We start from the raw sequence: 24,800 nt of genomic DNA on the forward strand, positions 1-24,800 counted from the left end.
GAGACACGACCCATGCCAAAGCGCGTGGACCACGACGAACGGCGCGCCCAGATCGCCGAGGCGCTCATCCGGGTCGCCGGACGGCGCGGACTGCACGCGGTCGGCATGCGCGACGTGGCGGCCGAGGCCGCAGTGTCACTCCGGCTCGTGCAGTACTACTTCCAGACCAAGGAGAAACTGCTCTTCTACGGGCTCCAGCACCTGACCGACCGCTTCACCGCACGCGTGGGCGCCCGCCTCCGCGCCGCCGGTCCCGACCCGGGCCCGCGCGCGACCATCGAGGCGCTCCTCCTGGCCTCCCTCCCGACCGACGAGGAAAGCCGGACCTTCCACCTCCTCTACAGCTCGTACTCGATCCTGTCCGTGACCGACGAGGCGCTCGCCGCCCAGCCCTTCATCGACAACCCCGACGCCGCCGAAAACGCCCTGACCGGCCTGCTCCGGCAAGCCCAGGAGGCCGGTCTGGCCGACGGCGACATCGACGCGCGCACGGAGGCGATCAGCCTCCTCGCCATGACGGCGACCATGGGGACGAGCATCCTCGTGGGCCAGCGGGGGCCGGAGGCGGCCATCGAGGTACTGCGCTACCACCTGGACCGGATCTTCACGGCCACCGGGCAGCCCGGCCGGCGGAGCGACGGGGTCACTGCGGCAAGGTGAAGCCGAGTTCGGCCGCGGCTGTTTCGGGTGTGGGCTGCGACCAGCGTTCGGCGAAGGCCTGTGCACCGGTCAGGGAACGGGGCTCGGCGAGGTCGAGGTAGAGCGTGCCGGCGAGGTGGTCGGTCTCGTGCTGGACGATCCTGGCGGGCCAGCCGGTGAACTCCTCGTCGATCGCGTTCCCGCTGTCGTCCTGCCCGCGCAGGCGCACCGTTTCGTGGCGGGCGACGACGGCCTGCCAGCCGGGAACGCTGAGGCAGCCCTCGTAGAAGGCGGCCCTTCGCGGTCCTACGGGCTCGTACGCGGGGTTGACCAGGACGCGGAACGGCTGGGGCACGCGGCCGCGCGCCTGCCGTACCTCGTCCGTCACCTCGGCCGGGTCCTCGATGACGGCGAGCCGCAGCGGGACGCCGACCTGCGGCGCCGCGAGCCCGACGCCGGGCGCGGCGTGCATGGCCTCGCGCAGGGCGACCACGAGCCTGCCGAGGCGCTCGTCGCCGAGCTGCCCCTCGTAGGTGGCGGCGGGACGCCGGAGGACGGGATCGCCGGCGACGATGAGGGGAAGCGGCCGGGGTCCTTCGAGGAGGCCGTCGACGAGCTCGGTGAGTTCGGTGATAAGGAGTCCAGACATGGCCCCAGCTTCCCAGAGGGCCGTCGCCCGGGAACGCGGAGGGCTCATCGGGACCGCCGACGACAAACGGGTCCCGGCTCGATGGACGGGAAGGCCTTGACGTCCCAGCCGGCCAGGATCGGCCGGAGCCGGGCGGTGGCCGAACCGGGTTCGGCGGTGCAGACGACGAGCATCTGGTCCGGCCTCCCGCGTGAGCGTCAGCCCTGGGTGCCGTCGCAGGATTCAAATTTGACAACGGTGCCCGATGTCGTCGCCAGGGTTCGAATTTGAACGTGCGATGTACTGTGGGGGCATGGCCCAACCGCAGTGGTTGCACAAGGAAGAGACGCGAGCCTGGTACGCCTTCATCGGCGCCGGGGCGCTCATCAACCGGCGTCTGGACCAGCAGCTCAAGGAGGACGTGGGCATCACGCACCTGCAGTACGAGATCCTCGTCCGCCTCGACTCGGCACCGGACCGCGAGGTGCGCATGAGCGGGCTCGCCGACGCGCTGTACAACTCCAAGAGCGGCCTGACGTATCAGATCACCCAGATGGAGAAGGCCGGACTGGTGCGCCGCCGCTGCTGCCCCAGCGATGTGCGCGCGGTCTACGCGGTCATCACCGACGACGGCCGGCGCATGCTGGAGCGAGCGGCCCCGGGCCATGTCGCGCTCGTCCGGGAGCTGCTCATCGACGTACTCACTCCGCAGCAGCTCACGACCATCGCCGACGGCCTGGGCGAGGTCAACCGCCGTATGCAGGACGGCCGGCCTGCCTCGTCCCCGCGGTAGCACCACGCGGACGGACCGGAGAATCCGGTCCGTCCGCGGACAGGGAACGAATGGCGGCGGGCGTCAATCCGTCAGTTGAGCGTCCACTGCTGGTTGGTCCCGCTGTTGCACGTCCACAGGTCGATCTTGGTCCCGTTGGCGGTGCCGTTGCTGACGGCGTCCAGGCAGAGGCCGGACAGGTTGTTGGTGATGGTGCCGTTGGAGTTGACGGTCCACTTCTGGTTGGTGCCGCCGGTGCAGTCCCAGATGATGACCTTCGTGCCGTCGGTGGTGCCGTTGTTGTCGGCGTCGAGGCACTTGTTGCCGTAGACCACGAGCTCGCCGCGCGACGTGGACGTGAAGGTCTGGTTGTGTCCGCCGACGCAGTCCCAGAGGGCGAGCTGGGTGGCGTTGATGATCGAGTTCTTGGCGATGTCGAGGCAGCGGCTGGAGGCGGCGCCGACGATCTCGTTGCCGTTGGTGCCCGCGATGCCCTGAAGGAAGACGGCGTCGAGGTTGGGCGCCCAGCCGCCGCTGTTGGAGAACTTCATGGTGTTGGAGCCCTTGGCCATACCGACCAGCACGGAGACGGTGCCGGGAGTGGTCCAGGAGCCGGTCGGCGGGAACGAGACCACCGTGGGCTGCTGGCCGTTGACCTGGAGCGTCGCCGTACGGGCGGTGCTGTCGCCGTTGACGTAGGCGATGGTGGCGAGCTTCACGCCGGAGGCTGAGGCGCTGATGCCGTTGAACGTCAGGGTGTTGGCGGAGCCGTTGCCGATATAGCCGACCAGCGAGCCGTTGGAGCAGTTCGCGCAGGTGGCGCCGGCGGCGGCGCCGGCCAGGGTGTTGGACGAGGACTCCGCCTCGTAGGTGGTGCCGGAGGCTTCGGTGCCGGAGACGGTGAGCAGCACCGCTTCGCCGGCCGGGACGCCGGCGGTGTAGCCGGTTCCGAAACTGCCCGCGTCGGTCGCCGTCCATACGTTGCGTACGGAGGCGGAGGCCGTGGTCAGGCCCAGGTCGGCCCAGCGGGCGGTGATGTTGGCGGCGGCCGAGGTGCGGTTGAGCAGCAGGACGGCCCGCTTGCCGGTGCCGGACAGGACCTTGCTGTAGACCTGCAGGCCGGTGGTGTCCTCGGCGACCTTGACGCCCTGGAGGCCGCGGGCGTCCTGGTCGATGGCGATGACCTCGGAGTTCTTGAGGATCGACGCGGTGGTGGAGCTCATGGTGGTGAGGTTGTTGCCGGCTATGAGCGGAGCGCCGGAGATCGCCCACAGGCCCATGTGCGTGCGGTTCTGGGCGGCGGTGAAGCCGCTGATGCCGACCATCAGCATGTCCGGGTCGTTGTAGTACCCGGTGTGCTGGGACGAGGGGTGCAGCGTCTTGTCGAAGTTGGCCAGCATGTTGGCCGTGGACGGGCTGTTGCCCCAGAAGAGGATGTCGGTGCTGGTGCGCCACATCGGGGCCGTGCCCGCGCCCCAGTTCCAGGGGTTGCCGGTGCCCCACTCGCAGAACGACAGGACCAGCTTGTGGCCGGTGGTCGCCGCCGCGGCATCGTTGGCGGCGCTGATCGCCTTGTACGTGGTCTCCTGGTCGAGGCCCTCGGCGTTGCCGCCGCACCAGTCGATCTTGACGAAGTCGTAGCCCCACTCCTGGAACGTCTGCATGTCCTGCTGGTAGTGGCCCTCGCTGCCGGTGTTGGGCGCCGCGGCTCTGGTGGTGGGGTAGTAGTAGCCGCAGCCGTTTGCGCCCGCGTCGGTGTAGATGCCCGCCTTCAGGCCCTTGCTGTGGATGTAGTCGGCCATGGCCTTCATGCCGCCGGGGAACAGGCTCTCGTCGGTGACGATCTTGCCGTTGCTGTCGCGGGCGCCCTGCCACCAGCCGTCGTCGATATTGACGTAGTTGTAGCCGGCGGCGGCCATGCCGGACGAGACGAGGGCGTCGGCCTGGGCCTTGATCGTGTTGTAGTCGATGCTGCTGGCGAAGGTGTTCCAGGAGGCCCAGCCCATCGGTGCCGACGGAACCGCGACCTGGTTGGTGGTCACCGCGACAGGCTCGGTCCGGCCGAGGTCCGCCGACGGTGTCCGGCCACCCCCGATGGCCACGAGCCCGGCGAGAGCCAGGCTGAGGACCAGCGCCTGCACGGCGACGGGTCTTGTCCAGCGGGTCAAGGCGGTTCTCCCTGATGACATGGAAGCAACCCTTTCCTTACGAGCGGCGGGCGCGAAAATGTTACCGTTCACAATCCTGTCTCCATGGAGCTCGGCGGACAGGCGGTAGGGCGGCAGAAGGCACAGCAAGGCGTTTACCAGGGAAGCTGTAAGGCCGACCCCGCACGCGGACCCTCTGCACGCCACCGATATCGGGCGTTAACGTGTCGGTGACGCAGGGGTAGTGTGAACGGTAACATTCCGTTCTCGCAATACTTCACGTGGAACTTTCTCCTGGCGTCCCGTCGCGGACGAACTGGTCACGCGGCTCGGCTCGGAGTAGCCGGAGGAGCTCGTCACCGCCGGCGGGTTACGGTATGGCCGTCGATCCCGACTCCGAGCGGAGAGCCGTCCCCACCATGCAGGAAGCGACCCCCGCCCCCCGCTCCGGCGGGGGACCGCAGGCTCCGGCGACCGCCGTGAGCATCCGGGACGTCGCCAGGGAGGCGGGCGTTTCCCACCAGACCGTCTCCCGGGTCGTCAACGGCCACCCCCGGGTCAAGGAGTCGACCCGGGCCCGGGTCCTGGAGGTCATCGCCGAGATGGGCTACACGCCCAACCGGATGGCCCGGGCGCTGGCCGGCGGTGCGGTGCGCTCGGTGACCGTACTGACCTCCGACACCTCCCTGTACGGTGCCTCGGCGACCCTGAAGGGTATCGAGGAGGCGGCGAGGGCGGCCGACTTCACGGTCGGGATCAGCGTGCTCGACATCGGCTCGGCCCAGCAGCCCGCGGATGTCGCGGCCCGGGTCAGCCGGCCGGGGGAGGCGGTGCTGGTGATCGCCTTCGACGCGGCGGGCGTACGGGCATGGCAGGCACTCCCCGCCGGGTTCCCGGCAGCGGCGGCGGTGGAACGGCCCGAGGACGGCCGCCCCGGCGACCGGCCCGAGCTCTGGCTGGACGACCGGGCCGCCGCCGCTCAGGCCACCCGTTATCTCCTCGGCCTCGGCCACGAGACCGTGCACTATCTGGCGATCCCTTCCTCCACCACCCGCATCGGGCAGCGCACCGAGGGCTGGCGCGACGCCCTGCGGGCGGCCGGCAGGCCCCTCCCGGAGCCGCTGGACGCCGGCTGGAGCCCCCGCTCCGGCTACCTCATCGCCCGCTCGCTGCTGGCCGACCCGTCGGTCACGGCCGTGCTCTGCGGCAACGACGACCTGGCCCTCGGCGTACTGCGCGCGGCCAGGGAGGCGGGCCGTGACGTGCCGGGGGACCTGAGCGTCGTGGGCTTCGATGACGCCCCCCATGCCGCCTACGCACACCCCGCCCTGACCACCGTCCGCCTCGACTTCGAAGGCCTCGGTCGGGGCTGCTTCGGCCTGCTCCACCGGCTCCTTGAGCCCGAAACCGCCCCGGCCCTGCCCCTGTGGGCCGAGCCGGAGCTCATCGTGCGGGAGAGCAGCGGCCCGGCTCCGTCGCGGCGGGGCCTGTCCCAGGACAGGCCCCGGGACAGGCCCTAATCCCCGACGGTCGCTGTCGACTGCCCGTCGCGGGCACGCAGCTCCTGCAGCGTCGGGGGGTTGGCGCCGGGGCGAGTGCAGGTGATGGCGGCCGCTGTCGTCGCCGTGCCGAGCAGCCGCATGACGTCCTGGTGGCTGATGGCGCGCAGGGCCTCGCGGCGATCGCCGCCGAGGAGACCGGCGGTATACAGCCAGTGCAGCATGCCGGCGCTGAAGGAGTCGCCTGCCCCGACGGTGTCGGCGACCTGGATCGCGGGGGCGGTCCGGTGGGCGATACCGGTTTGGGTGACGGCCAGGCTGCCCGCTCCGCCGAGTGTCACCACGACCAGGGCCGGACCGGTGCGCTGCCAGGACGTGGCGATGTCCTGCGGGTCGCGGCCGGGGTACAGCCAGTCCAGGTCCTCTTCGCTGACCTTGACGATGTCGGCCAGGGCGACCTGGCGCTCGGTGCGGGAACGGGCCAGCTCCTGGGAAGGCAGCAGCGCGGGGCGGATGTTGGGATCCAGGCTGATGGTGACGGTACCCGCGGCGCGCTGCCGGACAAGCAGCTCTTCAACGGCTTCGGCGCCCGGGTCCAGTGATGTGGCGAGCGATCCGGTGTGCAGACATCTCGTTCCGTCCGCCGGGTCGGGCAGCGCCTGAGGATCCCAGGTGAGGCGGAAGGTGTAGCTTGCCGCGCCGTGTCCGTCGAGGACGGCCGTCGCCGTGCTGGTGACCGGGCTGCCGGGCACTAGCCGCACCACAACGCCCGAGGCGGTCAGGTGGTCGCGGAGCAGCCGGCCATGGTCGTCGTCGCCGAACTGGGTGATCAGCGTGACCGGCGCTCCGAGGCGGCCGAGGCCGACCGAGACATTGGCCGGGGAGCCGCCGGGGTGCGCGCTGCGGTCCTGCGTCGCCCCGGCCGGGCGTACTACGTCGACAAGGCTCTCTCCGACAACAGTGATCATCTGGTCTCCATGGCAGGGGGTGGGGTCGCAGGTGGAGCGGGTGGAGCGGGCGGAGGCTGACCGCTGCCATACGTCCTCCGTCGAGGTGGCCCAACCATAGGTTCCTGAGAAATATCTCGCAAGAAGTGTTAACAGGGCCGACAGCTTCTGCTAACAATTCTCCCAGCAGCTTTCACGCCCCTCCCCTCGAGGACGACTGCGCCCACCCCACACCCCTGCACAACCCTGAACACGGAAGATCCACTTCATCTCCAGGTTGCCGTGGAGCTCCTGACACAGCTGGTGATCTTCCAACCCACTCAACGGAGAGAGGTCCTTCGCCATGCCATCGACCAGACAGACCCTCATTGCCGGCGTTGTCGCTGTCGGCGTCCTTGCCACCGGTTGTGCCGGCGCCGGAGGCGGCGGCAGCAGCAGCGGGGGCAAGAGCATCAACGTGCTGATGGTCGGCAATCCGCAGATGGAGGACATCGCGAAGCTGACGAAGGACACGTTCACGAAGGACACCGGTATCAAGGTCAACTTCACGATCCTTCCCGAGAACGAGCTGCGCGACAAGGTCACCCAGGACATCGCGACCAAGGCCGGTCAGTACGACGTGGCCACCATCGGCGCCTACGAGGTGCCGATCTGGGAGAAGAGCGGCTGGCTGCACGAGCTGGGGTCCTACGCCGACAAGGACTCCAGCTTCGACAAGGCCGATCTGCTCAAGCCGATGGTCAGCTCGCTGTCCGGCTCGGACGGCAAGCTGTACGCGCTGCCGTTCTACGGCGAGTCCTCGATGCTGATGTACAACAAGGACGTCATGAAGGCCAAGGGCGTCACGGTGCCCGAGCATCCGACCTGGCAGCAGGTCGCCGACATCGCGGCCAAGGTCGACGGTGCCGAGGCCGGCATGAAGGGCATCTGCCTGCGCGGTCTGCCCGGCTGGGGCGAGCTCGGCGCGCCGCTGACGTCGGTGGTCAACACCTTCGGTGGCACCTGGTTCACCAGGGACTGGAAGGCCCAGGTCAACACCGGGGGCTTCAAGAAGGCCACCGAGTTCTACGTCAACCTGGTCAAGCAGCACGGCGAGGCGGGTGCTGCGCAGTCCGGCTTCACCGAGTGCCTGAACGCGCTGAGCCAGAAGAAGGTCGCGATGTGGTACGACGCGACCAGCGCCGCCGGGTCGCTGGAAGACCCCGCCTCCAGCAAGATCGCCGGTCACGTCGGCTACGCCTACGCGCCCACCGTTGCGACCAAGAGCAGCGGCTGGCTCTGGAGCTGGGCCTGGGCGATGCCCAAGACCACCAAGAAGGCGGATGCGGCCTCGAAGTTCATGCTGTGGGCGTCCAGCAAGAAGTACGAGAAGCTCGTCGGAGAGAAGCTCGGCTGGGCGCGCGTTCCGGCCGGTAAGCGGGCCAGCACCTATGCCATCCCGCAGTACAAGAAGGCCGCCGGGTCCTTCGGTGACATCACGTTGAAGTCCATCGAGCAGGCCGACCCGACCAACCCGGGCGTCCAGCCCAGGCCCACGGTCGGTATCCAGTTCGTCGCCATCCCCGAATTCCAGGACCTCGGGACCAAGGTGACGCAGGAGATCTCCGCCGCAATCGCCGGCAAGACCACCGTGGACAAGGCCCTGGACGACGGCCAGAAGCTCGCCGAGGACGTCGCCAAGACCTACCAGAAGTGACCTTCCGTGCCCGGCCGGCCCCCCGAGGGCCGGCCGGGCACCGGCACCACTCCACCGACCCCGGCCGTCCCCGGCAGAGGAAAGTCCATGACCACGCTCATCGATACACCCAAGGCGGCACCGCTGCGCACCCGCAGGCCGACATCCGCCGGCATCCGCAAGTGGCGGCGGCGTGTTCCGCTGCTGCCGGCGCTGATCTTCACCATCGTCGTCACCCAGCTGCCCTTCGTGGCCACGCTGGTCATCTCCACCTTCCAGTGGAACATCCTCAAACCCGGCGACCGCCACTTCGTGGGCCTGTCCAACTTCAAGTTCGTCTTCACCGACGACCGCCTGCGCACCGCCGTCCTCAACACCATCGTGCTCACCGCCTCGGTGGTCCTGATCAGCGTGCTCCTGGGACTGGGCCTGGCCCTGCTGCTGGACCGCCGCTTCATCGGCCGCGGCCTGGCCCGCACCCTGCTCATCGCCCCCTTCCTCGTCATGCCCGTCGCGGCCGCACTGCTGTGGAAGCACGCCATCTACAACCCCGACTACGGACTGCTCAACGGCACCCTCAACGCGATCTACCGGCTCTTCGGAGCCGACAACGGCCCCACCGTCGACTGGGTCTCCACCTTCCCCATGCCCGCCGTGGTCGTCTCCCTGGTCTGGCAGTGGACGCCGTTCATGATGCTCATCCTCCTGGCCGGCCTGCAGGCACAGCCCGGCGACGTCCTGGAAGCAGCCCGCGTCGACGGCGCCACCGCCCTGCAGACCTTCCGCCACATCACCCTGCCGCACCTGCGGCAGTACATCGAGCTGGGCGTCCTGCTCGGCACGATCTACGTGGTGCAGACCTTCGACTCCGTCTACACCATCACCCAGGGCGGCCCCGGCTCGGAAACCACCAACCTGCCCTACGAGATCTACCTGACCATGTTCCGCAAATACGAGTACGGCGAAGCAGCCGCCGCCGGTGTCGTCGTCGTCCTCGGCTCGATCGTCATCGCGACCTTCGCCCTGCGCACCATCGCGTCGCTGTTCCGCGAGGAGGTATCCAAGTGACCGCCCACGCCGTAGCCGGCGCCCCCGGGACCAGGCTGAAGAAGATCCTGCGCCGCAAGGACGACCACGGTGCTTCACCGAAGCTCTCGCCCCTGTGGACCTTCGTCATCTGGCTGGCCACGCTGGCGTTCTTCGCGCCGGTGGCGTGGATGGTGCTGACCTCCTTCCACCAGGAGGCCGACGCCGCGACCAACCCCCCGACCCCCTTGGCCGCGCTCACCCTCGACCAGTACAAGCTGCTGTTCAGCCGGGACATCACCCCCTTCCTCCTCAACTCGGCCATGGCCAGCATCCTGTCCACGCTGCTGGTACTCGCCCTGGCGGTACCGGCGGCCTACGCACTGTCCATCAAGCCGGTCGAGAAGTGGACCGACGTGATGTTCTTCTTCCTGTCCACCAAATTCCTCCCCGCCATCGCGGCCCTCCTGCCGGTCTACCTGATCGTCAAGGACGCCGGAATGCTGGACAACGTGTGGACACTGGTCATCCTCTACACCGCCATGAACCTCCCGATCGCGGTCTGGATGATGCGCTCCTTCCTCGCCGAAGTCCCCAAGGAAATCCTGGAAGCCGCCGAAGTCGACGGCGCGGGCCTGCTCACCGTGCTGTGGCGGGTCGTCGCACCAGTGGCCATGCCCGGACTCGCCGCCACCTCGCTGATCTGCTTCATCTTCAGCTGGAACGAATTCATGTTCGCCGTCAACCTCACCGCCACCCAGGCCTCCACCGCACCGGTCTTCCTCGTCGGCTTCATCACCAACGAAGGCCTCTTCCTCGCCCGGCTCTGCGCCGCCGCCACCCTCGTCTCCCTCCCCGTCCTCATCGCCGGCTTCGCCGCCCAGGACAAACTCGTCCGCGGCCTGTCCCTAGGAGCAGTCAAGTGAGGGCAGCCGTCATCACCCAGCCCGGCTCCGTCGAGATCTCCACCGTCGACGATCCGGCCCCCGGACCGCGCGAGGTCGTCGTCGAGGTGTCGGCCTGCGGACTGTGCGGCACCGACCTGCACATCCTCCAGGGCGAGTTCGCACCGAAGCTGCCCATCATCCCCGGCCACGAATTCGCCGGCGACGTCGTCGCGATCGGCTCCGCCGTCACCGAACTCGCCGTCGGCGCCCGGGTCGCGGTCGACCCGTCGCTGTACTGCTTCGAGTGCCACTACTGCCGCATCGGCCACAACAACCTGTGCGAACGGTGGGGCGCCATCGGCGTCACCCACCCCGGGGCCGCCGCCGAGTTCGTGGCCGCCCCGGTCGCCAACTGCGCGGTCCTGCCCGACGGCGTACGCACCCAGGACGCGGCGCTGATCGAACCGCTGTCCTGCGCCGTGCGCGGTTACGACATCCTGCGCGCCCGCCTGGCCTCCCGCGTGCTGATCTACGGCGCCGGGACCATGGGCCTGATGATGCTCCAGCTCGCCAAGGCCACCGGCGCCGCGAGCGTCGACGTCGTCGACATCAACGCCGAACGCCTCGCGGCGGCACGCCTGCTGGGCTGCTCCGCAGGTGCCGCGTCCGCGGACGAGCTGCCCCGGCCGCCGTACGGCTGGGACCTGGTCATCGACGCCACCGGCAACGCCAAGGCCATCCAGGACGCCCTCGGGCGGGTCGGCAAGGGCGGCACCTACCTGCAGTTCGGCGTGGCCGACTACGCCGCCCGGGCGACCATCGAGCCGTACAGGATCTACAACCAGGAGATCACCATCACCGGCTCCATGGCCGTCCTGCACAGCTTCGAACGCGCCGCCGACCTCTTCGCCACCGGCGTCATCGACCCGGACTTCTTCATCAGCGACCGCCTCCCCCTGACGGCGTTCCCGGACGCGGTCACCCGATTCCAGGCGGGCATCGGCCGCAAGATCCAGATCCAGCCCGGCCTCACGGGCGCGTAGACGCCGCGGTACGCCTCCCCGCCCGACCACACTTGAACGGAGCACCACCCCATGCCCCAGCAGATCCGCCGCGTACTCGTCCGGTCGATCGACGACATCACCGTCGAGCAGATTCCCGCGCCGGTGGCCGGTGACGGCGAACTCCTCGTCCGCACCACGGTGGTGGGTGTCTGCGGTTCCGACACGCACGCGGCACTCGGCCATCATCCGTTCATGTCCCTGCCCTACCGTCCCGGGCACGAGGCGGTCGGCGTCGTCGCCGCCGTGGGCACGGGCAACGGCGCCGAGGCGTTCGCCCCGGGCGACCGGGTGATCATCGAGCCCAACCTCTTCTGCGGGCAGTGCCCCCAGTGCCGCTCGGGCCGGTACAACATCTGCCAGGAGCTGAAGGTCTTCGGCTGCCAGACCCCCGGCGCCATGACGGACCTGTTCACCATCCCCGCCGACCGCGTCCACCGGGTCCCCGAGGGTATGACCGACATAGAGGCCGCCCTCGTGGAGCCGCTGGCAACCCCGGTGCACGCCGTGGCCAAGTCCGGCGACCTCACCGGGCGCAGCGTGGTCGTCCTCGGCGCGGGGCCCATCGGCCTGTTCGTCCTGGCCGCCGCCCGGCAAGCGGGCGCCGCGAAGATCGCCGTCACCGACCTCCTGCCGGACAAGCGGGACCGCGCCCTGCGCCTCGGCGCCGACGCGGCCCTGCCGGCCGACGCCCCCGACCTGACCGCACAGGCCCACGCCGCACTCGGCGGACCGGCCGACGTGATCTTCGACTGTGTGGCGCGCGAGCAGTCCATGGCCCAGGCCATCGACCTGGTCACCAAGGGCGGCACGATCATCGTCGTCGGCGTCGGAGCCGCCGGCACCACGCCCATCCGCCTGGACCTGGTCCAGGACCGCGAGATCCGCATCGAAGGCACCCTGATGTACACCGCCGACGACTACCGCACCGCGATCTCTCTGATCGCCTCCGGCGCCGTCGACACCGACGAGATCGTCACCGCCACGTTTCCCCTGGAGGAGGCGGCCAAGGCCTTCACCGCCTCGCTCGCCCCGGAACACGTCAAGGTGCTGGTCACCGTTGACGTGCCCTAGGGACGGGCGTGGACGTTTCCCAGGGCCTCGTGGCCCGTGTGGGAAACTTCGAGGTCGAAGGCACCCGGTACGTACCAGCAAAGGAGGGCCGCAGTGACCGCCAGGACACGGCTGTCGCAGGCCGCTGTCGAGGAACGGCGTCAGGCCGTTCTGCGGCAGGTCGTCGAACACGGCGAGACGCGCATCGACGACCTCGCCACCCGCTTCGACGTCAGCCTGATGACGATGCACCGTGACCTCGACGACCTCGCCCATCGCCACCTGCTCCGCAAGGAACGCGGCCGGGCCATCGCCTTCCCCGCTCTCACCATGGAAACCGCCACCCGTTTCCGTGAGAACGCCGCCATAGCGGCCAAGACCGCGCTGTGCGCGGCCGTCGTCGGCCGGATCAAGCCGGGCAGCACCGTACTCATCGACGACTCGACCACCCTCTACCCCCTGGCCCCCGCCCTCGCGCAGCTGAACCAGCTCACCGTCGTCACCAACTCGGTCGGCCTGGCGCAGCACCTGGGCTCCGCCCCGGGTGTGGACGTCACGCTGCTCGGCGGGCGCTATCACAGCGACTTCAATTCCTGCACGGGTCCCTCGGTCACCCGCACCCTGTCCCGGATCCACGCCGATCTGGCCCTGATGTCCGCCACCGCCGTCCTGGACGGCCGGCTCTTCCATCCCTTGAGCGAGTACGCCGAGGTCAAGCTGGCCATGCTCGCCTCCGCCGAGCGCGCCCTGCTCCTCGTGGACCATTCGAAATTCGGCAAGACCGCCACCCACGCGTACGGCACTGTGGCCGACTACCAGGCGGTCATCACCGACACCGGCACCCCCGACGCCGAGATCGCGGCCATCCGCGGCTTCGGTGTCCCCATAGAGGCAGTCGACCCCGGAGATCCTTCCCCGTGATTCAGGCTCTGTTCGAAACCCCCAGCACCTACCGCCCCACCCCTGGCGACATGGCCGCTCCGGTGCCGCAGGTGGAAGCCGTGCTGTTCGACTTCAGCAACACGATCTTCCAGATGATCGATCTGGAGGCGTGGCTGCACCGGGTCGGCGCGGCCTCCGGCCGCCTCGCCCGGCTGAACGAGCCCGACGCCGTGGCCGAGATCTCCCAGCAGTTGCGACGGGCCTTCCAGCTGCCCGACGTCGCCGCCCTCCAGGAAGGCCGGGACCTCTCCCGCGAGCGGCATCGCCTGGCCATGCGGGGATGGTGGGAGCGCGTGGACTTCCTGCGCGGCGTGGAGGAGACGGCCTACCGCGAACTCACCGCGCCCGACGCCTGGCTGCCCTACCCCGACACCGAACCCACGCTGCGCGCTCTTCGGGCCCGCGGACTGCGCGTCGGCATCGTCAGCGACTTCGCCTGGGACCTGCGGATCCACCTGACCCACCAGGGGCTGGACAGCCTGATCGACGGATGCGTCATCTCCTACGAGCTCGGCCGGGAAAAGCCCGACCCCCACCTGTTCCTCAAGGCATGCGCGGACCTCGGCGCCGACCCCCGGGCCACCCTCATGGTCGGCGACAATCCCACCCGGGACGGTGGCGCCACCGCCTGCGGCCTGCGCGCCTACATCCTCCCGGCCGAACAGCGCACCGGCGACCGCGGCCTGGCCGAAGTCCTCCGGCTCGTGACCTGATGTGCGGTGCCCGGCCACGGAGCTACGACACGCTGGGCCCGGTGATGTAGCCGCCCTGGGAGTCGTAAGGCCAGGCATTGGCGACGCAGCCCTTCAGTCCCTTGATCTGCTGCATCATCACGGGCGCGAGCTTCCCCTTCCCGGGGCAGGTCACCTGGCCGCGGCCGAGGATCAGCCCGACCTCGTAGTTGATGATCAGTGCCCGGTAGTCGCTGATCGGGCCGTCGAACTGGGGCGAGCCCTCGATCCAGCGCCGGAGGTTGACGACGACGGTCGTGCCGGCCTTGCAGTTCAGATTGCCGTACGTCTTGATGGCATGGGCGCCACAGAGCTTGTCGACCGTGCCCGGCGTGGCGATCTTCACCGTGAACTCGGCGGTCCCCGAGGAGATCAGCCGGAAGCCGTCCGTGCCGTCGGCCGTCCAGCCGCGCGTGTCGGCGAGGATCACCTCGATCGCTTCGGCGGCCTGGTCGGCCGGGAGTTCGATGCCCTTCTCGACTTCGACCTTGTAGGTGTGGACGGTGCCCGCGCCGGCCGTGGTGCCCGTGACCTGGGCCGTACGGAAGGTACCGGGGCCGGTCGCGGGCACGGCGGTCGAGGCCGCGGCCGTGGCCGTGCCGGAAGGAGTGGCGGAGGCGGAGGAAGCCGGAGCGGTCGTGCCCGCCGAGGCCAGCCCGTACCCCGACCGCGCCACCACGGACGCGGATGCCGAGGGCGTCGCGGACGACGGACGTCCCGTCGCTGCCTGCCCGGCCGTCGCTGACGCCGTCGCCGACGCCGACTGCTTGTCCGCCGCCTGGGCTTCCGCCGCCACACCTGCCGATAAGCGGTTCTGCTGCTGACGCGCGGCCAGTAAGGTGCCGACGCCCACGAGCGGAAGTACGATCACGAGCATCGCGGCCCGCGCCAAGGACGCTATTTCGCGCCTCCTGCGCCGGCCGCCCGTTTTGCCGCCGCTCGTGGCACGATGCCCCACGTTCTGCCTCCCAAGTCCGGCCCCGTAGTGATGCGTACACACGTCCTACCGGCGCCGGCTGTGCGCCACCTTGCAGAGCGGCATGCGTGACCTAGTAGGGCCCGGTGTGAGAGGGGCGAGCTACCCGAAAGCAGTGCGGTCGCCGAGGATGTTCAGGACCCGGTCGTTCGTCGCCGCGTCGGCGAGAGATACGCGGATGCCGTCGCCGGCATTGGAGCGGACGAGGGTGTCGGCGGTCGTGAACGCGTGCAGGAGTTCGCTGTGAAGGGCGGCGTCGGTGCGCAGCCAGAGGAAGTTCGCCCGGCTGTCGGGCACTTGCCAGCCCTGCGCTCTCAGGGCGGCGAGGAGGCGCTCTCGCTCCGCGACGACCCCGTGCACGCGTTCTGCCATCTCGTGTGCCGCGTCCAGTGACGCGACAGCGGCCCGCTGAGCGAGGGCACTGACGGCGAACGGCAGGGCCGCACGCCGCAGTCCGTCCGCCAGTTCCGGTGCCGCGACGGCGTATCCGACGCGCAGGCCGGCCAGTCCGTACGCCTTGGAGAAGGTGCGCAGCACGCAGACGTTGGGGTGGCGGCGGTACAGCGCGAGCGAGTCGACCGGGTCGGGGCCGGTGGCGTACTCGACGTAGGCCTCGTCGATGACCACGAGCACGTCGGCGGGTACGCGGGTGAGGAACGCCTGCAGCGCGCGGGAGGCGATCGGTGTTCCGGTGGGGTTGTTGGGGGTGCAGAGAAGGATCACGCGGGTGTGCCCGGTGATCGCGGCGGCCATGGCGTCGAGGTCGTGGTTCTCGTCGGGAAGGAGCGGAACGGGGACCGGGCGGGCGCCGGCGAGGGCCGTCAGGATCGGGTAGGCCTCGAAGGACCGCCAGGCGAAGACCACTTCGTCACCGGGGTCGCAGAAGCTCGTGATGATCTGCTGGAGCACACCGACGCTGCCAGGACCGACGGCCAGTTCGTCCGCGGTCACCGCGAGATGCTCCGCGAGGCGCTGTCGCAGCTCGGTGGAGGCCGTGTCGGGGTACCGGTTCATCAGCAGCGCCGTGGATCGAACGCTCTCCAGGACCGACGGCAGCGGTTCGTAGTGACTCTCGTTGGACGCCAGTGCCGCGGTGAGCGCGTTCTGCGCGCGGCGGCCCGCGACATAGGGCGGAAGGCCGGCCACGGCCTTGCCGAGGGCAGGGCGGGCGTGGAGGGAATGCATCGGGTCAGGACCTCTCTGTCAGCGCGCGAAGGAGCGGCGGAGCGTCGTGGCGGTCGAGTACGACGTCGATGAAGGTCAGCGTCGCGGGCTGCGATTCGGCCGCGGCGAGGGCCTCTTCGAGCTCGGCCGGGGTCCCGACGCGGAACGTCGAGGCGGAGCCGGCGGTCAGGGCCGTCACCAGGGCGCACCAGTCCCAGGGCGCGATGTCGTTGTACGGGGCGTCGGGGCTCTGGATCGCGCGCTCGATGGTGTAACCGGCGTTGTTGAGAAGGATCATGACGGGGGAGAGCCCTTGGGCCGCGATCGTGCCGATCTCCTGGATCGTCATCTGTGCCGCGCCGTCGCCGGTCACCAGGACGGGCCTGCGCGTGCGGTCGGCCAGGCCCTGCCCGAGCGTGGCGGGCAGCGCGTAGCCGATGGAGTTCCAGATCGGCTGGCCCACGAGTTCCGTTCCCGGGGGCAGGGTGAGGGAGAGCGCGCCCCAGTACGACGTACCGATGTCGGCCAGGAGTGTCGTGCCGGCCGGCAGCCACCGCTGCATCGCGGACCAGAAGCCCGCCTGGTCGAGTGGCGCCCCCGCGACCGGGGAGAGCGGGACGTCGGGCTTGCGCGCGAAGGAGCGGGCGAGTGTCGTGGACGTCCCGTCCACCGCGCGACGCAGCGCGCGCAACGCTTCCGGGAAGGGTATGAGCCCGAACGTCTCGTCGCCGACGCCGGCCTCCTCGGCATCGACCTTGATCGACACGGCGTCGAAGGGGCGATGGGTGAAGAGGCCGGAGAGCACATCGCTCATGACCACGCCCAGGTGGATGACGGCGTCGGCCGACTCGACCAGGTCCGCGGTGGCCTGGTCGATCAGGGTGCCGGCGTAGACACCGGCGTAGAGCGGGTGCGTCTCGTCGATGTGTCCCTTGGCCGAGGGCAGGACGACGACGGGGATCGCCCCGGCCTCCGCGAGAGCCGTGATGCCGGGCGCGAGCCGGAAGCGTGCCGCGATGTGTCCGACCACCATCACCGGCCGCTGCGCTGTCGCCAGCAGCCGCCTGGCGGCACCCTCAAAAGCTGCGGTGTCGAAGGCGTCGGCGCGTGCGGGCAGGAGGGGTGTCCTCAGCGGCTCGGCGTCGATCCGGGCATCGGCGAGATCCGCCGGGATGCTCAGGTACCCGGGCTTCTTCGCTGCGACGACGGTGCCGATGACGGCGTCGATCTGCGCCGCGGCATGCTCGGGGGTCAGGACCTCCTGCGCCACGGTGACCTCGGCGAATGCCCGCTCGAAGCGGGAGAAGTCGCCGTCGGCCAGAGTGTGGTGCACCAGGGCGCGCGCGGCGGCGGCCGTCGTCCTCGGGGCGCCGGTGATCTGCAGCACGGGGACGTTCTCGGCCGCACTGCCCGCGACCGCGTTCAGGCAGCTGAGTTCCCCGACGCCGTACGTCGTCACCAGGGCGGCGAGGCCGCGTCGGCGCGCGTAGGCATCCGCCGCGTAGCCGGCGCCGAGTTCGTTGGGGGAACCGATCCACTTGAGCAGCCCGGTCTCGGCGATGCCGTCCAGGAGCGTCAGGTTGAAGTCCCCGGGGACGCCGAACAGATGGTCGATGCCCGCTTCGTGAAGGCGGCGCGCAAGATACTCGGCCACGGAGACGGTCCGGACTCCGCGGGCAACGGTCAGGGCACTGGGGGAGGCGTCGGTCATGGGACGGATACTCAAGCGGTAAGGGGCATATGCGCAACAGAGGTGAAATCGGCTGGTACTTCTGCTTACTCAAATCCAAGAGATGAAGCAGAATGCTCAATATGAAGCACATCGATGCCGTGGACGCCAGGATTCTCCTCGCCCTGGACGACCAGCCGGACGCGACCGTCCTCGCGCTGTCGAGAACACTCGGCCTCGCCCGGAACACGGTGCACGCCCGGCTGCGTCGGCTCACCGAGGACGGCACCCTCAAGGAGTTCAGCCGACGCCTCGACCCCGCCGCTTTCGGCTACACGCTGACCGCCTTCATGTCGCTGTCGGTCCGCCAGACCGACGCGTCGGCCGCGCTGGAGGGGATCCGCCTGGTCCCGGAGGTCATCGAGGCGCACTCCACGACCGGCGACGCCGACCTACTGGCGAAGGTCGTCGCGCGGGACACCCAGGACCTGCACCGGATCACCAGCGAGATCCTGGAGATCGACGGCATGGTCCGGGCGAGCACCGTGATCTCCCTGCTCGAAGTGGCGCCCGTACGCCTGACCGCCCTGCTGGAGATCGCGGCACGGGAGGCTGGACGCTGAAATACAGGACGCTTGCAGGACGCGGGCTCAGCAGACCAGGGACCGGCTCAGCGGTCCCGAGCGCAGATGACGGCCGCGGGGTTCGGCGTCCGTCAGGCGGCCCGCCTGCACGACGGGACGGCCGCCCACGACGACGGTCTCCGGCCAGCCGGTGACGGGCATGCCCTCGTACGGGGTGTAGTCGGTGGCCATGTGGAGGCCGGTGCTGCGGACGACCCGGGTGGCGGTGGGGTCCCACACGACCAGGTCCGCGTCGGAGCCGGGCGCGATGACGCCCTTGCGGGGGTAGAGGCCGTTGAGCCTGGCGGGGTTGGCGCACATGACCTCGACGAAGCGGCCGGCGGGCAGGCCGCCCTTGACCACCAGTTCGCTGAAGATCACCGGCATGCGGGTCTCCACTCCCGGCAGGCCGTTGGGCATCGCCCGTACGTCGTGGCTCACCGACTGCTTCTGGGCCGTGTCGTAGCAGCAGTGGTCGCTGCCGATGGTGGCGACCTGGCCCATCAGCACCCGCGAGCGCAGCCCGGCGACGGTGTCGGCGCCCCGCAGCGGGGGGCAGCACACGAACCGCTCCGGATGCGGGCCCGCGTAGGCGGTGTCGTCGAGGACGAGGTGGTGGGCGACGGTCTCGGTGAAGGCCCGTACGCCCCTGCCGCGGGCGCGCGCCACCAGGTCGACGGCCTCGGGTGTGGACTGGTGGACGAAGTACACCGGGGCCGCGACCGATTCGGCGATGGCGAGGATCTCGGCGACCGAGGCGTTCTCGGCCAGTTCCGGCCTGGTGCCGGCGTGGTGGCAGGCGCTGATCGCGCCGGCGGCCTCGCCGCGTTCCTGGACGTCGGAGATGATGTGGTCGGCCTCGCAGTGGATGACGACCATGCCACCGAGGTCACGCAGTGTGGTCATCACATTGAGGATGGTCTTCTCGTCGGCCATGGTCTCGCCGCGATAGGTGGTGAACATCTTGACCGTGACGATGCCGTCGGCGGTCAGCGCCCGCAGCTGTTCCGGCACGGTGTCGTCCCACTGGACCACGCAGGCGTGCAGTGCGCTGTCGCACAGCCCCTGCCCCGCCTTGGCGCGCTGGGCGGCGGCGACGTCGGCCGGGTTCTGCCCGGGACGGGGGATGGCGAAGTCGACGATCGTGGTCGTCCCGCCGAAGACGGCGGCGGTGGTGGCCTGCCGGTAGTCGTCGAGGGAGGTGAAGTCCCCCGAGGTGAAGCCGACATGGCAGTGCGGGTCCACCCCGCCGGGCAGCACCAGCCGCCCGGCGGCGTCGATCTCGGTGATGCCGGGCCGCTGCGCGGAGCGGTACGCACCCGGTTCCACCACCCCCAGCACTTTTCCGCCGCCGACCAGGACGTCCGCGGCGCCCTGCCAGTCGGCGTTGACCACGGTGCCGCCTCGGACGACGAGGTCGACGGGTTCGATCGGTTCGGGACGGGACATGGCAGACCTCCGGTAAGGGGGACGAGGGTCAGAGGGTGGCTGGTGCGGTGGCCGCGAACGGTTCGTCGGGTTGCGCAGCCCGTCGGCTGCGCTTGTCCTCAATCGCCGGACGGGCTGAATTCAGCCCGTCCGGCGATTGAGGACGGAACCGGGAGCCGGACGGACCCGGCGAACCATTCCGGTCACCGCGCCAGGTAGGCGTGCCAGCCGCCGTGGGCGGTGATGTCGACGACGCCGGGGGCGGTGAGCGCGGACTCACGCATGCGCATGGAGAAGGAGCCCGATCCGTCCTCCAGGGCGATGACGCCCAGTTCGAGCTCCGCGGGCTCCTCGGGCAGCAGTCGCTCGCGCAGCACCTCGTAGCTGACCTCGTACACCTCGCCGGCGATCGCCGCGCCGCCTTCCGTGACCGGGTGCAGGCCGGGGAACTCGTCGCGTACGGAGAAGAAGCGGTACGCGGGGGCGGTGCGGGCGGGGCCGAGCAGGCGGGCGTCGCGCAGCGCGTGGTTGAGGCTGCCTCCGGACATCGCCTGGCCGTTGACGAACATCTTCAGGGTCATGGGGGAGTGCCTTTCAGGGCGATACGGAAGTGGTGGCGTCGTACAGCAGGCGGCCGGGGCCGAGGTCGTCCACCGGGTCGGCCGGGGGTTCCCCCGCGATCTGGCGGCACAGCGTGTCGCCCCACACCGGGGCGAGGGTGAAGGCGTAGGTGCCGCCCGCGACGAAGAACCCGGGGTGGCCGGGGACTTCGCCGATCACCGGCATCTCGTCCGGGGTCGCGGCCAGCGGCCCGGCCCACATGCGCAGCAGCCGCAGCCCGCCGAGGAACGGCAGGATCCGTCCGGCCTGGGCGAGGTTGCCGGCCATGCTGGGCAGGCTGACGGTGCTGCGGCCCGCCATGTCCAGCTCGGCGGCGGGCCAGCCGCCGCCGATCAGCAGGTTGCCGGCGCTGACCTGCTTGACCGACATTCCCTCGCCGATGTGCTGAACCAGGTGGTGCATCACCGGCGGCACCCGCACGGTCACGTGCATCTGGATCGCGACCGGTGACATCTGGATGTGGATTCCGGCCAGTGCGGAGATCTCGGTGATCCACGGTCCGGCCGTGTTGACGACCACGGGTGCCGTCCAACTCCGGTCGCCCGAGAGCACCTTGTAATCGTCGCCGACCCGCCGGATGTCGGTCACCGGGGTGAAGGCGTGCAGTTCGGCGCCGAGGCGGCGGGCTGCGGTCAGATAGGCGGGGGTGATCAGGAGCGGGTTGGCGTATCCGTCGAGCGGGCACCAACTGGCGGCGCGTACGCGGTCCGAGAGCAGGGGCAGTTGCTTGCGGGCCTCGTCGCCGGTGAGCACCTCGGTGGGGATGCCCGCGTGGCGTTCCCACTCGTGCTTCTCCCGCAACTCCTGTTCCTGAACGGCGGTTTCGGCGACCATGAAGCCGCCCCCGCGCCGCAGTTCCACGTCCGCGTCGAGCTGATCCTCGATCCGCGACCAGTGGCCGGACGCCCGGAGCTGGAGCGGCAGCAGCCGCGCGCTGTCGACCGGGACCTCCTGGCCGGGACGCCGGGTGTGGATGGCCTGGATGTGGAGGTTGCCGGCCGTGGTGCCGGACCCTTCCCGGTTGGGCGCGCCGCGCTCCAGCACCACGACGCGGTAACCGCGTTCGGCGAGGTGGAAGGCGGCGCTGGCGCCGAGGATCCCGGCCCCGACGACGATGACGTCGGGCTGAGTCACCGGACCTCCTGCCCTTCGACCGTCGCGGCCATGGGCAGCGGTCGCAGCGGCATACGGGCGGCGAAGCAGTCCGCAGTGCCCGGCGCGGGCGCGGCCAGCGCCGCGACGATGTGGCCGCACTCGCGGCCCTGGCACGGGCCCATGCCGGCCCGGGTGGCGGCCTTGGTGCCGTGCAGGTCGTTCCAGCCGGTGGCGACGGCCTGCCGGATCTCCCCGGCGGTGACCCCCTCGCAGCGGCACACCTGGGTGGCGTCGGGGATGTCCGCGACGGCGTCGGCGGGCAGCGGGTAGAGCCGGTCGGACAGCGCCGCGAACCGGTCCAGGGCGCGGGCCCGGCGGCGGAGGCCGGCCATCCGCACGGGCGTGCGTTCGGGTGCCAGCCGGCGCAGGATCGCGTGGGCGGCGAGCCGCCCTCGTACGCCTGCCGCGTGCACGCCCGCGATGCCGGCGCAGTCCCCGGCGACGTACAGCCCGTCCACCGAGGTCGCGCCGTCCGCGTCCACGACCGGAAGCTGTTCCGTGCCCGTCGGGTCCGCCTGGGTGCGGCAGCCCAGCAGCCGGGGCAGTTCGGTACTGGGGCGGAAGCCGAAGCCCACGCACAGCGCGTCCGTCTCCACCCGCCGGACGCCGCCGTCGGCTCCGGCGATGTCCACGGCGGTGACCTGGGTGTCGCCGTACGCGGCCAGCACGCGCGCGCCCTGCTCGACGCGTACGCCGTGCCGGGCGAGGGTCAGCAGATAGCGTGCGGCCTCCGCGAGCCGGGCGGGCTGCCGCAGCGCGCCGGCAACCGAGGCGGCCCGGGGGCGGTACGGGTGGTTCAGCTCGATCAGCGCCTCGATCCCGGCGCCCACCTCCAGCAGGGCGCAGGCGACGGGGAGCAGGAACGGCCCGGTCCCGGACAGCACGACCCGGCTGCCGACCGGTACCCGGTCCATGGTGGCCAGATGTAGGGCGAGCCCGGGGGTCACCACGCCCGGCAGCGTCCACCCCGGGAAGGGCAGGGAGCGTTCGTACGCGCCCGTGGCGGCGAGCGTGGCCCGGGCGCGCACCCGCCCGAGGGCGCCCGTGTGGACGTCGGAGGTGAAGAGGGTGCGTCCGGCGTCCTCAGCGCCCCAGACGAGGGTGCCGGTGCGGCAGTCGACGCCCGCGTCCCGTACCTCGCGGATCAGCTCGGTGCCGCGTGGGCGGAAGTCGCCGAAGGCGGCGGCGAGTTGTGCGGGCCTGCGCTTGTAGTACTGGCCGCCGAGGGTGTCGGACTCGTCGAGCAGTACGACGTTCAGGCCGCCCCGGGCGAGGACCAGCGCCGCGTGCAGTCCGGCGGGCCCGCCGCCGACCACCGCGACGTCCGTCTCCGACTCCTCGATGACGTCAGCCATGTGTCGCCGTCCGGATGTCCATGCCGTCGGTGACGTGCGCGGTGCAACTGCGGGAGCCCGGGCGGCCGTCGATCGTCACCTCGCACTCCAGGCAGACGCCCATCCCGCAGAACGGGCCGCGCAGCTGGCCGTTGACCGGGTTGCGGCGCAGCGGCCAGATGCCGGCCGAGACCAGGACGGCGGTCACGGACTGGCCCGCCCAGGCCTGGCTGGGAGTGCCGTCGATGGTGACGGTGACGGTCTCCGGCAGAGGGCGTGTGCTCATGGTGGTGCTCACAGGGTTCATGGGGGGTGGAGGAAGTACGAGGTTCACAGGATCCGGTCCAGGAACTGGCGGGTGCGCTCGTGCTCCGGCGCGGAGAAGAAGAGGTCCGGGGCCTTGTCCTCCACGACCAGGCCGTCGCTGATGAACACGACCCGGTCGGCCGCCGCGCGGGCGAAGCCCATCTCGTGGCTGACGACGATCATGGTCATGCCCTCCTCGCGGAGCCGGACCATGACGTCGAGGACCTCGCCGACCATCTCGGGGTCGAGGGCCGAGGTGGGTTCGTCGAAGAGCAGCAGTTCCGGGCGCATGGCCAGGGCGCGGGCGATGGCCACCCGCTGCTGCTGGCCGCCGGAGAGCTGGGCGGGGTAGGAGCCGGTCTTGTCGGCCAGGCCCACCATCGCCAGCAACTCGCTTGCCGCAGCGCGGGCTTCGGATTTGGGGACGCCGTTCACGTGCACCGGGCCGGAGGCGACATTGTCCAGCGCGGTCATGTTCGGGAACAGGTTGAACTGCTGGAACACCATCCCGGTACGCCGCCGTTGGACGGCGATCCGGCCTTCCCGCAGGGCGCCCCGCTCGCCGTAGCCGATCCGCTCGCCGCAGATGCGGACGGTGCCAGAGTCGGGGGTCTCCAGGTGGTTCAGGGTGCGCAGGAAGGTGCTCTTGCCGCCGCCCGACGGGCCCAGCACGAGGACGACCTCGCCCCGCAGGACGGTGAGGTCGATGCCCTTGAGCACCTCGACGTCGCCGTAGGACTTGCGGACCTGGTGCGCTTCGACGACCGTCTCGATGCTCATCGGGTCTCCAATTCGAGTGCCGGCGCGGCGGCGCTCTTGATACGGCGGGCGGTGGTCGGCCCGGTCTGGTGCCCGCGGCCTACGCGGGCCTCCAGCCATCGCTGGACCAGCCCCCACAGGGTGGTCATCGCCAGGTAGTACAGGGCCGCCGCGGTGAGGCCCTCCAGGACCCGGAAGTTGGTCTGTACGGCGAACTGGGTGCGGCGCAGCAGTTCTTCGACGGAGATCACCGAAACGAGCGTGGTGGTCTTGAGCAGGCCGTTGAAGCTGTTGCCGAGTGGCGGGACCATCACCCGCAGCGCCTGCGGCATGACCACCACCCTGAACACCCGCCAGGGCGGCATGCCCAGGGCGCGAGCCGCCTCGGACTGGCCGCGCGGGACCGACAGCACCCCGGCGCGGACGATCTCCGACAGATAGGCCGCCTCGTTGAGGACCAGGCCGGTCAGGGCCGAGCTGATCACGCCGAGGCGCAGCCCCAGCTGGGGCAGTCCGGTGTAGATGATGACCAGCTGGACCAGCAGGGGCGTGCCGCGCATCAGCCACACGTAGAAGCCTGTGACCAGCCGGACCGGAACGATTCGGGACGCTCTGCCCAGGGCCACGAGCACGGCGAGCGGAAGGGCGAGCGCCATGCTGACCGCGGTCAGCCAGATCGTCGTCCAGGCTCCCTGGAGGATCATGGGGTTGTGGAGGAAGGAGAAGAAGGCTTCCCAGGACCACATGGCTCTCGCCCT

24 protein-coding genes are annotated in these 24,800 nt (G+C 70.3%); 11 read left to right on the plus strand and 13 right to left on the minus strand.

The genetic code is table 11. The annotated features are described in order from the left end of the window. Positions 1 to 12: 12 nt before the first annotated feature. Positions 13 to 660 (plus strand): TetR/AcrR family transcriptional regulator, encoded by a 648-nt coding sequence (locus OG607_RS31615; RefSeq protein ID WP_405730698.1) that lies wholly within the window; start codon positions 13 to 15, stop codon positions 658 to 660. On the opposite strand, the gene OG607_RS31620 is transcribed toward OG607_RS31615, so the two are convergent. After that, a complete protein-coding gene (locus OG607_RS31620) occupies positions 644 to 1,288 on the minus strand; it encodes a peptide deformylase (RefSeq protein ID WP_405730700.1) in 645 nt (214 codons plus the stop codon). The genes OG607_RS31615 and OG607_RS31620 overlap by 17 nt on opposite strands. A gap of 292 nt (positions 1,289 to 1,580) precedes the next feature. Between OG607_RS31620 and OG607_RS31625 the strand changes: the two genes are divergently transcribed. Next, positions 1,581 to 2,060 (plus strand): MarR family winged helix-turn-helix transcriptional regulator, encoded by a 480-nt coding sequence (locus OG607_RS31625; RefSeq protein ID WP_405730702.1) that lies wholly within the window; start codon positions 1,581 to 1,583, stop codon positions 2,058 to 2,060. 71 nt (positions 2,061 to 2,131) lie between these two features. Here the strand turns inward: OG607_RS31625 and OG607_RS31630 are convergent, their stop codons facing one another. Then, positions 2,132 to 4,228, minus strand: a complete 2,097-nt coding sequence (locus OG607_RS31630; RefSeq protein ID WP_405730704.1) for an RICIN domain-containing protein — start codon at positions 4,226 to 4,228, stop codon at positions 2,132 to 2,134. 377 nt (positions 4,229 to 4,605) lie between these two features. On the opposite strand from OG607_RS31630, the gene OG607_RS31635 reads away from it, so the two are divergent. Further along, positions 4,606 to 5,706: a LacI family DNA-binding transcriptional regulator gene (locus OG607_RS31635; RefSeq protein WP_405737178.1), complete on the plus strand. Its 1,101-nt coding sequence runs from the start codon at positions 4,606 to 4,608 to the stop codon at positions 5,704 to 5,706. Here OG607_RS31635 and OG607_RS31640 read toward each other — a convergent pair. Continuing rightward, the gene (locus OG607_RS31640; protein WP_405730706.1) at positions 5,703 to 6,653 is read right to left on the minus strand and encodes a carbohydrate kinase; all 951 of its coding nucleotides are present in this window, start codon (positions 6,651 to 6,653) and stop codon (positions 5,703 to 5,705) included. The two genes, OG607_RS31635 and OG607_RS31640, sit on opposite strands and share 4 nt — an antisense overlap. A 322-nt stretch (positions 6,654 to 6,975) precedes the next feature. On the opposite strand from OG607_RS31640, the gene OG607_RS31645 reads away from it, so the two are divergent. The 7 genes from OG607_RS31645 to OG607_RS31675 all read left to right on the plus strand — a co-directional run bounded on the left by OG607_RS31645 (position 6,976) and on the right by OG607_RS31675 (position 13,989). Next, entirely contained in the window at positions 6,976 to 8,328 is a 1,353-nt protein-coding gene (locus tag OG607_RS31645) for an ABC transporter substrate-binding protein (RefSeq protein WP_405730708.1), read from the plus strand. Positions 8,329 to 8,415: 87 nt separating this feature from the next. After that, positions 8,416 to 9,375, plus strand: a complete 960-nt coding sequence (locus tag OG607_RS31650; protein ID WP_405730710.1) for a carbohydrate ABC transporter permease — start codon at positions 8,416 to 8,418, stop codon at positions 9,373 to 9,375. Between the two features lie 92 nt (positions 9,376 to 9,467). After that, positions 9,468 to 10,259 carry a carbohydrate ABC transporter permease gene (locus OG607_RS31655; protein ID WP_405737173.1) on the plus strand — a complete coding sequence of 264 codons (792 nt, stop codon included), beginning with the start codon at positions 9,468 to 9,470 and terminating at the stop codon, positions 10,257 to 10,259. Beyond that, the gene (locus OG607_RS31660) at positions 10,256 to 11,263 is read left to right on the plus strand and encodes a zinc-dependent alcohol dehydrogenase family protein (RefSeq protein WP_405730712.1); all 1,008 of its coding nucleotides are present in this window, start codon (positions 10,256 to 10,258) and stop codon (positions 11,261 to 11,263) included. The genes OG607_RS31655 and OG607_RS31660 overlap by 4 nt, the downstream gene beginning before the upstream one ends. A 51-nt stretch (positions 11,264 to 11,314) precedes the next feature. Then, complete coding sequence (locus tag OG607_RS31665) at positions 11,315 to 12,355, plus strand: zinc-binding dehydrogenase (RefSeq protein WP_405730714.1); 1,041 nt, start codon at positions 11,315 to 11,317, stop codon at positions 12,353 to 12,355. A 93-nt stretch (positions 12,356 to 12,448) separates the two neighbouring features. Beyond that, positions 12,449 to 13,255: a DeoR/GlpR family DNA-binding transcription regulator gene (locus tag OG607_RS31670; protein ID WP_405730716.1), complete on the plus strand. Its 807-nt coding sequence runs from the start codon at positions 12,449 to 12,451 to the stop codon at positions 13,253 to 13,255. Beyond that, positions 13,252 to 13,989, plus strand: coding sequence for an HAD family hydrolase (locus tag OG607_RS31675; protein WP_405730718.1), 738 nt, complete (start codon positions 13,252 to 13,254; stop codon positions 13,987 to 13,989). The genes OG607_RS31670 and OG607_RS31675 overlap by 4 nt, the downstream gene beginning before the upstream one ends. Before the next feature lie 22 nt (positions 13,990 to 14,011). Here OG607_RS31675 and OG607_RS31680 read toward each other — a convergent pair whose 3' ends face one another. The 3 genes from OG607_RS31680 to OG607_RS31690 all read right to left on the minus strand — a co-directional run bounded on the left by OG607_RS31680 (position 14,012) and on the right by OG607_RS31690 (position 17,858). Continuing rightward, the gene (locus OG607_RS31680) at positions 14,012 to 14,884 is read right to left on the minus strand and encodes a DUF3152 domain-containing protein (protein ID WP_405730720.1); all 873 of its coding nucleotides are present in this window, start codon (positions 14,882 to 14,884) and stop codon (positions 14,012 to 14,014) included. Positions 14,885 to 15,085: 201 nt separating this feature from the next. Beyond that, positions 15,086 to 16,168 (minus strand): histidinol-phosphate transaminase, encoded by a 1,083-nt coding sequence (hisC, locus tag OG607_RS31685; RefSeq protein ID WP_405730722.1) that lies wholly within the window; start codon positions 16,166 to 16,168, stop codon positions 15,086 to 15,088. Positions 16,169 to 16,172: 4 nt separating this feature from the next. Further along, a complete protein-coding gene (locus tag OG607_RS31690; protein WP_405730723.1) occupies positions 16,173 to 17,858 on the minus strand; it encodes an alpha-keto acid decarboxylase family protein in 1,686 nt (561 codons plus the stop codon). Positions 17,859 to 17,959: 101 nt separating this feature from the next. Between OG607_RS31690 and OG607_RS31695 the strand changes: the two genes are divergently transcribed. Beyond that, positions 17,960 to 18,439: an Lrp/AsnC family transcriptional regulator gene (locus OG607_RS31695; RefSeq protein WP_405730725.1), complete on the plus strand. Its 480-nt coding sequence runs from the start codon at positions 17,960 to 17,962 to the stop codon at positions 18,437 to 18,439. Between the two features lie 27 nt (positions 18,440 to 18,466). Here OG607_RS31695 and hydA read toward each other — a convergent pair whose 3' ends face one another. The 7 genes from hydA to OG607_RS31730 all read right to left on the minus strand — a co-directional run bounded on the left by hydA (position 18,467) and on the right by OG607_RS31730 (position 24,788). Further along, entirely contained in the window at positions 18,467 to 19,888 is a 1,422-nt protein-coding gene (gene hydA, locus OG607_RS31700) for a dihydropyrimidinase (RefSeq protein WP_405730727.1), read from the minus strand. Between the two features lie 182 nt (positions 19,889 to 20,070). Then, positions 20,071 to 20,448 (minus strand): gamma-glutamylcyclotransferase, encoded by a 378-nt coding sequence (locus OG607_RS31705; protein WP_405730729.1) that lies wholly within the window; start codon positions 20,446 to 20,448, stop codon positions 20,071 to 20,073. Between the two features lie 13 nt (positions 20,449 to 20,461). Next, positions 20,462 to 21,622: an NAD(P)/FAD-dependent oxidoreductase gene (locus OG607_RS31710; RefSeq protein ID WP_405730731.1), complete on the minus strand. Its 1,161-nt coding sequence runs from the start codon at positions 21,620 to 21,622 to the stop codon at positions 20,462 to 20,464. Then, positions 21,619 to 22,998 (minus strand): FAD-dependent oxidoreductase, encoded by a 1,380-nt coding sequence (locus OG607_RS31715; RefSeq protein WP_405730733.1) that lies wholly within the window; start codon positions 22,996 to 22,998, stop codon positions 21,619 to 21,621. Before OG607_RS31715 ends, OG607_RS31710 begins: the two co-directional genes overlap by 4 nt. Further along, a complete protein-coding gene (locus OG607_RS31720; protein WP_405730735.1) occupies positions 22,991 to 23,263 on the minus strand; it encodes a (2Fe-2S)-binding protein in 273 nt (90 codons plus the stop codon). Before OG607_RS31720 ends, OG607_RS31715 begins: the two co-directional genes overlap by 8 nt. 44 nt (positions 23,264 to 23,307) lie before the next feature. After that, complete coding sequence (locus OG607_RS31725; RefSeq protein ID WP_405730737.1) at positions 23,308 to 24,063, minus strand: amino acid ABC transporter ATP-binding protein; 756 nt, start codon at positions 24,061 to 24,063, stop codon at positions 23,308 to 23,310. Continuing rightward, positions 24,060 to 24,788 carry an amino acid ABC transporter permease gene (locus OG607_RS31730; RefSeq protein ID WP_405730738.1) on the minus strand — a complete coding sequence of 243 codons (729 nt, stop codon included), beginning with the start codon at positions 24,786 to 24,788 and terminating at the stop codon, positions 24,060 to 24,062. The genes OG607_RS31725 and OG607_RS31730 overlap by 4 nt, the downstream gene beginning before the upstream one ends. Between the last annotated feature and the right edge of the window lie 12 nt (positions 24,789 to 24,800).

Source organism: Streptomyces sp. NBC_01537 (assembly GCF_045040445.1).
GTDB lineage: Bacteria > Actinomycetota > Actinomycetes > Streptomycetales > Streptomycetaceae > Actinacidiphila.

Excerpts from the sequence above, each read along its gene's own strand:
- OG607_RS31695 (WP_405730725.1), top strand. The coding sequence starts at position 17,960 with ATGAAGCACATCGATGCCGTGGACGCCAGGATTCTCCTCGCCCTGGAC.
- OG607_RS31635 (WP_405737178.1), top strand. The coding sequence starts at position 4,606 with ATGCAGGAAGCGACCCCCGCCCCCCGCTCCGGCGGGGGACCGCAGGCT.
- OG607_RS31640 (WP_405730706.1), bottom strand. The coding sequence starts at position 6,653 with ATGATCACTGTTGTCGGAGAGAGCCTTGTCGACGTAGTACGCCCGGCC.
- OG607_RS31680 (WP_405730720.1), bottom strand. The coding sequence starts at position 14,884 with ATGCTCGTGATCGTACTTCCGCTCGTGGGCGTCGGCACCTTACTGGCC.
- OG607_RS31650 (WP_405730710.1), top strand. The coding sequence starts at position 8,416 with ATGACCACGCTCATCGATACACCCAAGGCGGCACCGCTGCGCACCCGC.
- OG607_RS31620 (WP_405730700.1), bottom strand. The coding sequence starts at position 1,288 with ATGTCTGGACTCCTTATCACCGAACTCACCGAGCTCGTCGACGGCCTC.
- OG607_RS31730 (WP_405730738.1), bottom strand. The coding sequence starts at position 24,788 with ATGTGGTCCTGGGAAGCCTTCTTCTCCTTCCTCCACAACCCCATGATC.
- OG607_RS31665 (WP_405730714.1), top strand. The coding sequence starts at position 11,315 with ATGCCCCAGCAGATCCGCCGCGTACTCGTCCGGTCGATCGACGACATC.
- hydA (WP_405730727.1), bottom strand. The coding sequence starts at position 19,888 with ATGTCCCGTCCCGAACCGATCGAACCCGTCGACCTCGTCGTCCGAGGC.
- OG607_RS31690 (WP_405730723.1), bottom strand. The coding sequence starts at position 17,858 with ATGACCGACGCCTCCCCCAGTGCCCTGACCGTTGCCCGCGGAGTCCGG.
- OG607_RS31720 (WP_405730735.1), bottom strand. The coding sequence starts at position 23,263 with ATGAGCACACGCCCTCTGCCGGAGACCGTCACCGTCACCATCGACGGC.
- hisC (WP_405730722.1), bottom strand. The coding sequence starts at position 16,168 with ATGCATTCCCTCCACGCCCGCCCTGCCCTCGGCAAGGCCGTGGCCGGC.
- OG607_RS31625 (WP_405730702.1), top strand. The coding sequence starts at position 1,581 with ATGGCCCAACCGCAGTGGTTGCACAAGGAAGAGACGCGAGCCTGGTAC.
- OG607_RS31615 (WP_405730698.1), top strand. The coding sequence starts at position 13 with ATGCCAAAGCGCGTGGACCACGACGAACGGCGCGCCCAGATCGCCGAG.
- OG607_RS31645 (WP_405730708.1), top strand. The coding sequence starts at position 6,976 with ATGCCATCGACCAGACAGACCCTCATTGCCGGCGTTGTCGCTGTCGGC.
- OG607_RS31630 (WP_405730704.1), bottom strand. The coding sequence starts at position 4,228 with ATGTCATCAGGGAGAACCGCCTTGACCCGCTGGACAAGACCCGTCGCC.
- OG607_RS31725 (WP_405730737.1), bottom strand. The coding sequence starts at position 24,063 with ATGAGCATCGAGACGGTCGTCGAAGCGCACCAGGTCCGCAAGTCCTAC.
- OG607_RS31715 (WP_405730733.1), bottom strand. The coding sequence starts at position 22,998 with ATGGCTGACGTCATCGAGGAGTCGGAGACGGACGTCGCGGTGGTCGGC.
- OG607_RS31705 (WP_405730729.1), bottom strand. The coding sequence starts at position 20,448 with ATGACCCTGAAGATGTTCGTCAACGGCCAGGCGATGTCCGGAGGCAGC.